The sequence below is a fragment of the Acidaminococcales bacterium genome (assembly GCA_031290885.1).
In the GTDB taxonomy this organism is placed as follows: Bacteria; Bacillota; Negativicutes; order Acidaminococcales; family JAISLQ01; genus JAISLQ01.
Genome location: JAISLQ010000004.1, coordinates 1 through 12271, shown reverse-complemented (window position 1 = coordinate 12271; position 12271 = coordinate 1). Strand labels below are relative to the sequence as shown.

General features: G+C 55.8%; 11 protein-coding genes. 2 read left to right on the top strand and 9 right to left on the bottom strand.

All coding sequences use genetic code 11. The features are described from left to right. Nucleotide 1 precedes the first annotated feature (1 nt). From LBO03_00485 to LBO03_00455, 7 genes are all read right to left on the bottom strand, one after another. Nucleotides 2-931: a dihydroorotate dehydrogenase gene (locus LBO03_00485; GenBank protein MDR3348076.1), complete on the bottom strand. Its 930-nt coding sequence runs from the start codon at nt 929-931 to the stop codon at nt 2-4. Next, complete coding sequence (locus LBO03_00480; GenBank protein MDR3348075.1) at nt 928-1701, bottom strand: dihydroorotate dehydrogenase electron transfer subunit; 774 nt, start codon at nt 1699-1701, stop codon at nt 928-930. Before LBO03_00480 ends, LBO03_00485 begins: the two co-directional genes overlap by 4 nt. Then, a complete protein-coding gene (carB, locus tag LBO03_00475; protein MDR3348074.1) occupies nt 1694-4915 on the bottom strand; it encodes a carbamoyl-phosphate synthase large subunit in 3222 nt (1073 codons plus the stop codon). The genes LBO03_00480 and carB overlap by 8 nt, the downstream gene beginning before the upstream one ends. A gap of 1 nt (nt 4916) precedes the next feature. Further along, nucleotides 4917-5990 (bottom strand): glutamine-hydrolyzing carbamoyl-phosphate synthase small subunit, encoded by a 1074-nt coding sequence (carA, locus tag LBO03_00470; GenBank protein ID MDR3348073.1) that lies wholly within the window; start codon nt 5988-5990, stop codon nt 4917-4919. Further along, on the bottom strand, nt 5983-7272 hold the full coding sequence (locus LBO03_00465) for a dihydroorotase (GenBank protein ID MDR3348072.1): 1290 nt from the start codon (nt 7270-7272) through the stop codon (nt 5983-5985). Before LBO03_00465 ends, carA begins: the two co-directional genes overlap by 8 nt. Beyond that, entirely contained in the window at nt 7256-8212 is a 957-nt protein-coding gene (locus LBO03_00460; GenBank protein ID MDR3348071.1) for an aspartate carbamoyltransferase catalytic subunit, read from the bottom strand. Before LBO03_00460 ends, LBO03_00465 begins: the two co-directional genes overlap by 17 nt. Before the next feature lie 333 nt (nt 8213-8545). Continuing rightward, entirely contained in the window at nt 8546-8740 is a 195-nt protein-coding gene (locus LBO03_00455) for a hypothetical protein (GenBank protein ID MDR3348070.1), read from the bottom strand. Between the two features lie 140 nt (nt 8741-8880). Between LBO03_00455 and LBO03_00450 the strand changes: the two genes are divergently transcribed. After that, nucleotides 8881-9195: a hypothetical protein gene (locus LBO03_00450; protein MDR3348069.1), complete on the top strand. Its 315-nt coding sequence runs from the start codon at nt 8881-8883 to the stop codon at nt 9193-9195. Nucleotides 9196-9313: 118 nt separating this feature from the next. Here LBO03_00450 and LBO03_00445 read toward each other — a convergent pair whose 3' ends face one another. Both LBO03_00445 and trpB read right to left on the bottom strand, forming a co-directional pair. Then, complete coding sequence (locus LBO03_00445) at nt 9314-10036, bottom strand: SIMPL domain-containing protein (GenBank protein MDR3348068.1); 723 nt, start codon at nt 10034-10036, stop codon at nt 9314-9316. Then, entirely contained in the window at nt 10037-11215 is a 1179-nt protein-coding gene (gene trpB, locus LBO03_00440; GenBank protein ID MDR3348067.1) for a tryptophan synthase subunit beta, read from the bottom strand. 369 nt (nt 11216-11584) lie between these two features. Between trpB and LBO03_00435 the strand changes: the two genes are divergently transcribed. Then, entirely contained in the window at nt 11585-11974 is a 390-nt protein-coding gene (locus LBO03_00435; GenBank protein MDR3348066.1) for a metal-dependent transcriptional regulator, read from the top strand. Nucleotides 11975-12271: the final 297 nt, after the last annotated feature.

The following is a 12271-nucleotide window of genomic DNA, read 5'->3' as shown; positions in this document are numbered from 1 at the left end:
CTCACGCGGGCGGCCAAGCCGCGCCGACAAGTTCGCCAATATTGGCGGCGGCCTCTTCCCGCATATAGGCGCGCAAACCCTGAGTTATAAGCTCAATTGACTGCGGGTCGGCGAAGGTCGCCGACCCTACCGCCACGGCGCTCGCTCCCGCCATGATAAATTCCAAAGCGTCCTCGGCCGCCGCAATGCCGCCCATGCCGATCACCGGTATCTTTACCGCCCGCGCGGCCTGCCAGACCATGCGCACCGCCACCGGGCGGACGGCCGGGCCGGAAAGTCCGCCGAAAATGTTGCCCAGCGCCGGTTGTTTCCTTTTTATGTCTATTTTCATGCCAACCAAGGTATTGATCAGGGAGAGCGCGTCGCTGCCCGCGGCTTCCGCCGCCCGCGCGATTTCCGCTATGTCGGTTACGTTCGGCGAAAGTTTGGTGATAATCGGCTTGCCGCTGGCCCTTCTCACCGCGCCCACTACTTCGGCGGCGCTGCCCGGCCGCGTGCCGAAAGCAAGGCCGCCCGCTTTAATGTTGGGGCAGGAAATGTTGATCTCTATGCCGGCTACGGCGGTAGCGTCGAGCCGCCGCGCCAATTCCGCGTATTCGTCCACCGTCCGTCCGGCGATATTGGCGATCACCGGCACGTCATAGCGGCGGAGCGCCGGCAGTATGTTGTCAATAAACACCCCTACGCCGGGATTTTCCAGCCCGATTGCGTTAAGCGCCCCGGCGGGCGTCTCCGCTATCCTCTGTCCGGCGTTGCCGGGGCAAGGTTCAAGGGTGGCGCCTTTGACGACAAGCGCACCAAGGCTGTTCAAATCGACAAAGTCCAGCAGTTCCAGCCCATACCCGCATGTGCCGGAAGCCGTCATAACAGGGGTTTTCATCTTGATGCCGGCGATTTCCACCGCCAGTTTGTTCCCGTCCGCAGCGCTCATAATCCTTCCACCTCCCCGGCGGCAAATACGGGGCCGTTAAGGCAAATGCGCTTGCGCTTTCCGTCCGCGCCTTGGCAGGAGCAGGCCTGGCACGCCCCCAAGCCGCAACCCATGCGGCTTTCCAAGGAAAGTTGGCAGGGAATGTTTTTCTGTCTGACAAAAGCGGCGATCGCCTTCAGCATGGGCGGCGGCCCACAGGCGTATATGCAGTCGTATCCGCCTTCTTCCGCCGCTTGCGGCAAAACGGCCAAGGCGTTGCCGCGAATGCCCATGCTGCCGTCGTCGGTGGCAATGTACACGCAATGGCAAAGATCTTTAAACATGGCCTGCCAGTAAGTTATTTCGTCTTTATTGCGCCCGGCCAGCACAATGCCGCTGCCAAAACGGCCGGCAAAGCTTCGCGCTACGCTGATTAGGGGAGCGATGCCAATGCCGCCGCCCACTAAAAGGGGCCTTTTGGCCTCAAGCGAAAACCCATGCCCCAAAGGGCCCATGATATCAACTTTTTCCCCTTCCCGGCGGGCGGCCAGCCAGCTTGTGCCAACGCCTGCCGCCCTGTAGATTATGGTTATCCGGCCGTCTGCGGCGTCCGCCACCGACAGCGGGCGGCGCAGGAAAGGCGCTTGCCCCCAGCCGGTCTTTACCCCCACGAACTGCCCCGGCTTAGCTTCCCGGCAGATTTGCGGAGCGTCAAGCAAAAGGCTGTACACATCGCTTCCCAAACGGACATTGCCCAGCACGGCAGCCAATTCGACAAATTTTTTACTCAAAATCATCACCTGCCCATAAAAGATCCTGCAAAGCAACGACGCTGACCAAGCGGCGGCGCCTCATGGCCGACATAACGCCAAGGATGGCTTTCGCCGTGTCCACGGAGGTAAGGCACGGTATGGCGTGTTCCACCGTGGCGCGCCTTATATTGAAACCGTCCCGTTCATAGGCCGAGCCTTTGCTTATGGTATTTATCACCATGTTTATTTTGCCTTTTTTGATCTCATCCAGAAGGTTAGGCGAACCCTCGCTGACTTTTGCGGCCAGTTGCGCGTCAATGCCGTTTTTTATAAAAAATTCCGCCGTGCCCTTCGTCGCCGCGATCATATAACCAAGGTCATAAAAGCCTTTGGCGATGGCTAACGCTTCGTCTTTATCTTTATCGGCGATGGTAAAAAGTATCGCCCCCTCGTCCGGGACATTGATGCCGGAAGCAACGCAGGCTTTGTAAAGGGCGCGCGAGAATTTGTTGTCAACACCCATGACCTCGCCGGTGGATTTCATTTCCGGCCCCAACGTTATATCGACGTTGTGCATTTTCGCAAAGGAAAATACCGGCGCTTTTATCGCGTAGTAATCGGGGAACAGGCGCAGGCCGGGCTTGTACCCGATTTGCTTTATTTTTTGCCCGAGCGCGGCTTTGGTGGCGACGTTTACCATGGGAATGCCGGTTACTTTGCTCAAAAAAGGCACGGTGCGGCTGGAACGCGGGTTGACTTCTATGACAAATACCTCGTCGTTTTTCACGATGTATTGAATGTTCAGCATACCTTTGACTTCCAGGCCGCGCGCTATGCGGTTGGTAAAATCAATGACGCTGCGAATAACCCGCTCCGACAGGCTGCGCGGCGGATATACGGCTATGCTGTCGCCGGAATGGACGCCCGCCCGCTCAATATGTTCCATTATCCCGGGAATAAGCGTGTCTTTGCCGTCGCAAATCGCGTCGACTTCCACTTCCGTGCCGGAAAGGTAATGGTCCACCAAAACAGGGTGCTCTTGTGAGGCTTTAACGGCGCCGGTCATATATTGGCGCAGTTCGCCCTCGTTATAGACTATTTCCATGGCGCGCCCGCCCAAGACGTAAGACGGGCGCACCATCACGGGATAGCTGACCGCCGCGGCCGCTTTCAGGGCGCCCTCTATGTCGAAAACCGTAAAGCCGCGGGGTCGCGGGATGTTGAGTTTGGTCAGCAGTGCATCGAACTTTTCACGATCTTCGGCCATGTCAATGCTTTCGACCGTGGAGCCGATGATCCGGACGCCGCAGGCGGCAAGCGGTCCGGCCAGATTAATCGCCGTTTGCCCGCCGAACTGGACGATCACCCCTTCCGGGCGCTCTTTGTCTATGACACCAAGCACGTCCTCCAGCGTCAGCGGCTCAAAATAGAGGCGATCCGCAGTGTCGAAATCCGTGCTCACCGTTTCCGGGTTGTTGTTTATAATCACCGTTTCATAGCCAAGTTCCTTGAGTGCCCAGACAGAATGTACCGAACAGTAGTCAAATTCTATGCCCTGCCCGATGCGAATCGGCCCGGAACCCAATACTACGACTTTGGGTTTTGCCGTCCTTTCCACTTCGTCTTCCGCGCCGTAGACCGAATAATAATACGGCGTTACCGCCTCAAACTCGGCGGCGCAGGTATCGACCATTTTATACGCCGGCAATATGGCGCATTGTTTTCTCGCCGCGCGCACGTCGGACGCCGCCTTCCCGCAAAGGCGGGCGATGGCCGGGTCGGAAAAGCCGCATTTTTTGGCCGCAAGCAGCATCCCTTCATCAAGGCCCTTTTCCGCAAGCAGTTTTTCCATAGTTACGATATTTAAGATTTTTTGCAGGAAAAAGCGGTCGATGGCCGTTATTTCATGTATTTCCCCTAAGGGCTTCCCCCGCCGCATGGCCTCGGCTATGACAAAAAACCGCTCGTCGGTAGTATTTTTTATCCGGCCAAACAATTCCGCATCGGAAAGCGCGGCTATTTCCGGCAGCCAAAGATGATCGGCGCCTATTTCCAAAGATCTTACCGCCTTTAAAATAGCCCCTTCCAAAGAACGGTCGATCGCCATAACCTCGCCGGTCGCCTTCATCTGGGTACCCAACTCCCGGTCGGCGTTGGCGAATTTGTCAAAAGGCCAGCGCGGGAATTTTATGACGGCATAGTCTATGGAAGGCTCAAAACAGGCTTTGGTTTTTTGGGTTACGGCGTTCTCAATTTCTTCGAGAAGGTACCCTACGGCAATCTTACTGGCGACTTTGGCGATCGGATAGCCCGTGGCTTTGGACGCCAAGGCACTGGAACGGCTGACGCGGGGATTGACCTCGATAACGTAATATTTTTCCGAGCAAGGGTCCAGCGCGTACTGCACGTTGCAGCCGCCTTCGACGCCAAGCGCGCGGATAATCCTGACGGAGGCGCCCCTGAGCATCATCAGCTCGCGGTCCGACAGGGTCTGCGCGGGCGCGACCACCACGCTGTCGCCGGTATGCACGCCGACCGGATCAAGGTTCTCCATGCTGCAAATGGTTACGCAATTGTCGGCGGCGTCCCTTATGACTTCATACTCCAATTCCTTCCAGCCGGCGACGCTGCGTTCGATAAGCGCCTGGCCGATCAGGCTGTATTTTAAACCTACGTTGGTAATTTCGCTCAATTCATCTTCGTTGGCGGCTATCCCGCCGCCAGTGCCGCCCAGCGTATAAGCGGGGCGCACGATGAGGGGAAAGCCCACTTCGCGGGCGAATTGCCGGGCGGCGTAAACCGTTTCGACGATAGTGCTTTCCGGCACGGGCTCGCCGATCTTTTCCATGGTTTCCTTGAAAAGTTCGCGGTCTTCCGCCTTTTTGATGCTCTCGACCGACGTGCCCAAAAGTTCGATGCCGTATTCGGCCAGCGCGCCGCGCCGGCCAAGTTCCACCGCCAAATTCAGCCCGGTCTGCCCGCCAAGGGTAGCCAAAAGTCCGTCCGGCTGTTCTTTTTTGATTATGGCTTCTAAAAACTCCACAGTCAGCGGCTCTATATATACCCGATCGGCGATATTCGCGTCCGTCATGATCGTCGCCGGATTGCTGTTGACCAAAACGACCTCCAGCCCTTCCTCCTTCAGGGCGCGGCAGGCCTGTGTGCCCGCGTAGTCAAATTCCGCCGCCTGCCCGATGACGATAGGGCCGGAGCCAATGACAAGCACTTTTTTGATATGTTGTTTTTTCGGCATTTTACCGTCCCCCGATCAGGTTGTCGAAGCGCTCGAACAAATATTCGTGCCCATCGGGGCCGGGAGACGCCTCGGGATGATACTGCACGGCGAAGATGGGCTTGTGCTCGTGGGCGACTCCTTCCAACGTCCCGTCATTGACGTTGCGGTGGGTAACTTTCAGCCCCGTGCCGCACAGCGAACCCTCGTTCACCGCGTAGCCGTGATTTTGGGAAGTTATGACGATTTTGTTCAATTGCAGGTCTTTCACCGGATGGTTTACTCCCCGGTGCCCAAATTTCATTTTGTAAGTATCGCCGCCCAAGGCAAGGCAAATCAGCTGGTAGCCGAGACAAATGCCGAATATCGGCTTGCCGCTTTCCACAAGCGCCTTTATATTGCCGATTATTTCCGGCAAGGATTTAGGGTCGCCCGGCCCGTTGGACAAAAATATGCCGTCCGGCTTGTCCGCCAGTATCTTTTCCGCTTCGGTATAGGCCGGGTAAAGGGTCATATCGTAGCCGTACGCGCAAAGATCGTCAATCATGGCGCGTTTGGCGCCAAAGTCCAAAAAGGCCACCCGCTTGCCGCCCCGGCCTACTTTTTCCGGCTGCTTGATAGTTACCTCCCTGACCAAAAACTTCTCCTCCGGCAGGGCGAGCAGCCGGCTAATCTCAGCTTCATCCGTATCCTCGGGGGCAATCGCGCCCCACAACGTCCCTTCGGTGCGTATGCGCCGCGTGAGCGCCCGCGTATCCACCCCATAAAGGCAGGGTATTTTTTCTTCCCGCAGGAAATCCTTTATCGATCCCCGCGAACGCCAATTGCTCGGCCGCTCGCAAAGCTCGCTTACGATATATCCGCGAAAATAAGATTTGGGCGCTTGTTTGTAAAGATCATTCACGCCATAGTTGCCGATCAAGGGATAAGTCATAACCACTATCTGCCCGCAGTAGGAAGGATCCGTAAGCGTTTCCTGATAACCTGTCATAGCGGTATTGAACACCACTTCGCCCACCCCCGGGGCGCCGCCGAAAAATCGCCCTTTATAAACGCTGCCGTCTTTCAGGACAAGTTTGCCGCCCTTTTCAGTCAATTACCACACCGTCTTTCATTACGAACTTTCCTGAGACTATGGCGGCAACCGCTTTGCCCCGGCATTTTTTCCCGTCAAATGGCGTGACCCGCCCGCGGGTATAAAATTTGCCGCTGTCCACCGTCCATTCCCGGTCAAGGTCAATTATTGTAAGGTCAGCCCTCGCCCCCGGGCTAAGGCTGCCGGCGCCGAGCGAAAATATCCGCGCCGGCGCGACGCTCATCCGGTCGATTATTTCGTTGAGCGTAAAAAGCCCCGCATGATAAAGGTCGGTCAAAATCACCGCCACGGAAGTCTCCAGTCCGGCAAACCCGTTAGGCGCGTAACGAAACTCCACGTCTTTTTCTTCATAGGCGTGCGGCGCGTGGTCGGTAACGATCGCGTCCAGCGTTCCGTCTTTAAGCCCCCGCCTGACCGCATCCACGTGTTCTTTTGTCCTTAGCGGCGGCGCTACCTTCGCGGCGGTGTTGTATCCTTCGACCAGCTCATCGGTCAAGGTCAAATGGTGCACCGCCGCCTCGCCGGTTACGCGCACGCCGCGGCGCTTCGCGCTGCGTATGATTTCTACCGCCCCTTTGCTCGATACATGCGCTATATGCAGCCGGGCGCCCGTAAACTCCGCCAGCATGATGTCGCGCGCCACGGCTATGTCTTCCGCCACCGCCGGTATCCCTGGCACGCCAAGCTTGGTTGACCGCGCGCCTTCGTGCATGAACCCATTGGCGGTAAAAGCCTCGTCCTCGGCGTGAACTATGACTATTTTGTCGAAAATAGCCGCGTATTCAAGCGCGGAACGAAATATGCGCGAATTTGCCACGTGGCGGCCATCGTCGGAAAAAGCCATAGCGCCGGCCAAAGCCATGTCGCCCATTTCCGCCAGTTCCTTGCCGGAAAGGCCCTTAGTTACGGCGCCCACTACTTCCACGTTAACCAACGCCTCGCGTTTTATACGCTCTTTGAGCCCTGACACTAGTATGGAAGAGTCAATCGCCGGCAGAGTGTTGGCCATGCAGGCCACCGTCGTAACGCCGCCCGCCGCCGCCGCCCGCGTGCCTGATATAATGTCTTCTTTCGCTTCCTGCCCCGGTTCGCGCAGATGCACATGCACGTCCACCACCCCGGGCGCAACGACAAGGCCGGTAGCGTCGTAAATTTCCGCGTCCTCGTCCTCTATCGCGTTTGCTATGCTTTTAACCCGCCCGTCCGCCAGCAATACATCCAAAACCGCGTCAATTTTCCGCGAAGGGTCCACTATGCGTCCGTTTTTAATTAACAGCTTCAATTTGCCTGCCTCCCGTCAGCGTAAGGAACAACAGCGCCATGCGTATCGCCACGCCGTTTTCCACCTGCTCGCGTATAAGCGATTTATCGCCGTAAGCTACCTCGGGGGAAATTTCCAGCCCGCGGTTTACCGGCCCCGGATGCATGATAAGCGCGTCCGGGCGCGCCAGTTTCAGGCGTTCGGCGTTCAATCCGAATATGCGCGCGTATTCGCGGGTGGTAGGGAAAAACCCAACCTTCTGCCTTTCCAATTGTATTCGCAGCACGTTTATTATATCGGCGTCCCTGATGGCGTCTTCTATACGGTCGTGCGCCGTAACCCCAAGTTTTTCCACCTCGGCCGGCAATAGCGGCCGCGGCCCCGCCACATGTATCTTTACTCCCAGTTTGCCAAGCCCGGCGATATTGGACCTTGCTACCCGGCTGTGCGTTATATCGCCGATTATGGCCATTTTGAGGCCGTTGAATTCTTTCTTGCGCTCCCTTATCGTAAACATGTCAAGCAGCGCCTGCGTTGGGTGCGCGTGCGCCCCGTCGCCGGCGTTCAAGACAACGGCGTCCACGGCTTTGGCCGCGTATTCGGCCGCCCCTTCCACCGGATGCCGCATAACGATGGCATCAAACTGCATGGCTTCAAAGGTATAGAGGGTATCGCGCAGGCTCTCGCCTTTGGTTACGCTGGATGCCGCCACCGCTACGTTAACCACGTCGGCGCCCAAATATTTGCCGGCCAGTTCAAAAGAAGTCCTGGTGCGGGTGCTTGCTTCATAAAAAAGCGTAACTATGGATTTGCCTCGCAAGGATGGCACTTTCTTGATATCGCGGTGAATGATTTTTTTCATTTCCAGAGCCGTGTCCATGATCAATTCATACTCGGGCACAGACAGGGACGCCATATCCAATATGCTTCGCCCGCTTAACGATACCGCCGCTTTGGTCATGCCACTACCCTCCACCCATATTTGACTTAGAGCCTGTTAACACTATCGGAAATGTTCAGATTTTGAGCTAATTTTTGTCAGGCGCGGCGCAAAACGCAGGCGAACCCCTATGTTCAGCGAGGCTTCAGGGCAAAGCGCGGCGGAAAATTCGCCCAAAGATGGGTATTGAACGGCAACGTCAACAGGCTCTACATCATATAAAAGCCTTCTCACCGCGACAGTGGCAAGAAGGCGCATAAAATCCCGACCATGCTCCCTTGCCAGTCTCCCGTACTGGCTTAAAGGTATATTTATTTAAGTACAACTAAATATTATCATTAATTAAAGATAAAGTCAACCGTTCAAAAAGTCGGAAAACATCACTAATTGATCGCTGTCAAGCGGCAACCGCGCCGGATTCGGCGTCTTTATATTTTTTTGTTCAATTTTCGCGCCGCAAAAGCCGCAGGACACCTTTGCCCGCGGCAGTGCCCAAGCAACGTGCCGCCCACATTTCGGGCAGATGAATTGCATTAAATATTTTCCCATCCGCGCGCCCTCCCCGGCCAATATTTTCATAAATATTCAACGCAAAAACAATGGACAACTGTCAAAAAATAAGTTACGCTTTAGAGAGTTAAAGGCGGCTTCAAACATGCGGCATATTGCAAAGAAGGGGAGATGGCGTTATGGATAGCGAGGATCCGGCCGCGCTGTTTGCGCGTATGGATTTTTTTGAGTTGGAGGAAGAAGGAAGCGGCGCCGGTTATTGTTATGAACCGGAGGAAGGCGGCTTCTACCTCATCGCCACCAACGAAGCCGGGGATTCGCCTGCGCCCGGGGACAGAATCATCGTCGCCTGTTATTCGCCTGACGACACTTTTGCCTGGAAAACGGAATTTCAAAATGCCGGCGCGTTTTACGCTTTCCGGCAAAAAATCGGCGGCCCGGATCTGATCGGCAACCTGGCCCGTTGGGAAAAATCCGCCAACCCCGGCCATTGACCGCCGATCCGCCGTTTCAACGCCGAACGGCCAGCCCTAATCCTTTCGGCTCTGACGGGCATATGCATAGCGCAGAGGGTCCGCCCGGACGCAAAAGCGGTTTTCGGGGGGCGTGTCCTTATTGGCGGCCGCCCGTTTGTTCCAGTGCGAAAGTTAGGTTGACGCTTGCCGTCAGCGTTATGGCGCCGGCGAAAATCTGGTTGCCGGCAAACTCCGCCGCGTCAAGGGACTTTAAAGCGCGCGCCTGCGCGCCTGCGCCGTCGACTTCGGCTCTGAGCAAAGCGCCGACGCGGCGGCCGGCGCTTTGCGCCACTATGTCAGCTTTTTCCCTCCCGTCGCGCACCGCTTCGCTTAACAATTCTTTTTGCAGAGCCGCCGCGCCGGAGGCGGCAAACCGCACGCCGCTGAATTTGTTTGCACCTGCGGCCAACGCGGCGTCAATGACCGCCCCGATCGCGTCTAAATTGCGAATGTGTATGGTCAAAATGTTCTCCACTTCGTAAGCGGCTGCCCTTTCCCGACGGTTTTCTTCCGGCTGGTAGACAGGCCGCACGGAAAAATTTTCTGTTTTTATTTCTTTTTTCCCAATGCCCAAAGCCGCAAGGCTTTTAACGATGCCGTCCACCCTGGCCGCAGTTTCCGCGCCGGCCTTTTCAGTCTTTTCGTCCCGGGCGGATACGCCGAGCGTTATGTAGGCAACGTCAGGGGCAACCTCGCGCGCGGCGCTCCCCCGGACGCTTATCGTGTCGCCGCTTTCTGCGGCGGGCGCCGCCGCCGCCGGCAAGGCAAACAGCAACGCGCAGCATACTAGCGCCAGGCAAAAGCCAAAACGCCCGCTCATTCAAAACGCCCCCTTGTGTTTGGCCAACTGTTGCACGTCTTTGTCGCCGCGGCCTGACAGGTTGACTATGGCTATGTCGCCTTTGCCGAACTCGCCTGCCAGTTTTTTCAGCAAGGCAAGCGCATGGGCGCTCTCTAACGCGGGAATGATGCCCTCGCACAAACTTAGCGTTTCCAACGCCTCGACAGCCTCCCGGTCGGTAATGGCCCTATAGTCCACCCGGCCCGTATCCTTGAGCCAAGCGTGTTCCGGCCCTATCCCCGGGTAATCCAGGCCGGCCGAGATGGAGTAAACAGGTTTCACCTCGCCGCTTTCCTCTTGCAAGACATAGCTTTTCGACCCGTGCAGAACGCCTACCTTGCCTAAGGTAAGCGTCGCCGCGTGGTCGGGAGTGTCGAGGCCTTTGCCGGCCGCTTCCGCCCCGAACATTTTGACTTCTTTGTCCGCGAGGAAAGCCGTATAAAGCCCTATGGCATTGCTGCCGCCGCCTACGCAGGCAAACAGGGCATTGGGCAGGCGGCCTTCTTTGGCCAGTATCTGTTCGCGCGCCTCTTGGCCGATGACGCTGTGAAAATCGCGCACCATGGACGGATACGGATGCGGGCCGACCGCCGAGCCTATGATGTAGAATATGTCGTCCTTGTTGGCCACCCAATAATTTATCGCCGCGTCCACCGCTTCCTTGAGCGTGCCGGTACCATCGGTCACGGACACCACGTCCGCCCCCAGCATATTCATCCGGTAAACATTAAGCGCCTGGCGCTCAACGTCTTCGCGGCCCATGAAAATAGTGCATTTCATACCGAAAAGCGCGGCCGCCGTAGCGGTCGCCACGCCGTGCTGCCCGGCGCCGGTTTCGGCTATAACGTGCCTTTTGCCCATATGCCGCGCCAGGAGCGCCTGGCCCAGGCAGTTATTGATCTTGTGCGCGCCTGTGTGGTTGAGGTCTTCGCGTTTCAGGTATATTTTAGGCCCGCCAAGTTTTTTTGTAAAATTCTTCGCTTCGTACAGGATAGACGGCCTGCCGACGTAATTTTTAAAAAGTTCGGCAAGTTCTTCCTTAAAATCCCCAGTTCCTTTTATCGCATCATACTCTGCGGCAATGTGATCAAGAATGGGCAGCATGCCCTCCGGTACATACTGGCCTCCGTATTGGCCAAAAAACCCGGCTTTGTTCATTGCTAACAACGCTCCTTTTAAAATTAGTAACTATCTTACAAACTATATATTAATCCTTGCCGGCCGATAAAGTCAAATTTCTGTAAATTGCTTGACAGGCAGCAGGATAAGCCTGACAATTAAATAAAAAGTTTAATGTTGCCCTCCGGCTAAAATCGCGGCCTCTTCGCGGCCGCTCCGCCACGCCGCTTTGCTCAGCCAAACCTTCGCCAAACATTTTGTCCGGCCTGCGTTTTGCGCCTCCGGAAGGCAGCCAAAGCGCGCAAAGCCTGTCCGCGTTTTAATTGGGAAGCAGTATAAACGCAAACTAACGGCGCGCCCCCAAAGACAAGAAACCCGGCGGCAAATTCCTGATTGCAAGGAGGATCAATGGCTGCAAACAAAAAACATACGCTGTCGCCTTCCATTGAAGATTATTTGGAAGCCATACACATGCTGGACGCGGATCAAAAAGGCGTCCGTTCCATCGACGTAGCCACGCATCTGTCGGTGTCCAAGCCCAGCGTAAATAAAGCGCTGCACAACTTGATAAACGCCGGGCTGGCCAAACAAGAAAAATATTCGCTTATTTATTTAACCAAGACCGGCCGCGAAAAAGCGCGCGAAGTGATGAACCGGCATGAAACCATAAAGGAATTTTTGATCAATATCCTGAAAGTGGCCGAGTCCACGGCGGAAAACGAGGCTTGCATGATCGAGCACGCCATGAGCAACGAAACCGTTAGCAAGATGCGCGTTTTTTTGGCAGGAAAGTCGTAATGCTTTTTGCCGGCGAAAAATACGGCCTCTTCGCGGTTGGTTCGCCGCGCCGCTTCGTTGCGCTCTCCCATCTGCCCTTCCGTCCGTCCGCGCCTTGCGCTTCGCCTGACGGAAAATTCAATCAAAATCCGAACATTTCGGATAGTGTCAACAGGCTCTAAAAATTTGTGGTTCATTGTAAAATGAAATGCAACAGAAAAAGAAAATTAAAAACCATAGGGAAAAGCGTCATCATTGAGTTTGACAAGAACAACAACGAAGGGGGCGAAACCCTATGGCTCAAAAAGAGCATACAAC

Coding starts and splice junctions, on each gene's coding strand:
- LBO03_00485 (MDR3348076.1), bottom strand. CDS start 931: ATGAGCGCTGCGGACGGGAACAAACTGGCGGTGGAAATCGCCGGCATC.
- carB (MDR3348074.1), bottom strand. CDS start 4,915: ATGCCGAAAAAACAACATATCAAAAAAGTGCTTGTCATTGGCTCCGGC.
- LBO03_00460 (MDR3348071.1), bottom strand. CDS start 8,212: ATGACCAAAGCGGCGGTATCGTTAAGCGGGCGAAGCATATTGGATATG.
- LBO03_00455 (MDR3348070.1), bottom strand. CDS start 8,740: ATGGGAAAATATTTAATGCAATTCATCTGCCCGAAATGTGGGCGGCAC.
- LBO03_00450 (MDR3348069.1), top strand. CDS start 8,881: ATGGATAGCGAGGATCCGGCCGCGCTGTTTGCGCGTATGGATTTTTTT.
- LBO03_00445 (MDR3348068.1), bottom strand. CDS start 10,036: ATGAGCGGGCGTTTTGGCTTTTGCCTGGCGCTAGTATGCTGCGCGTTG.
- trpB (MDR3348067.1), bottom strand. CDS start 11,215: ATGAACAAAGCCGGGTTTTTTGGCCAATACGGAGGCCAGTATGTACCG.
- LBO03_00435 (MDR3348066.1), top strand. CDS start 11,585: ATGGCTGCAAACAAAAAACATACGCTGTCGCCTTCCATTGAAGATTAT.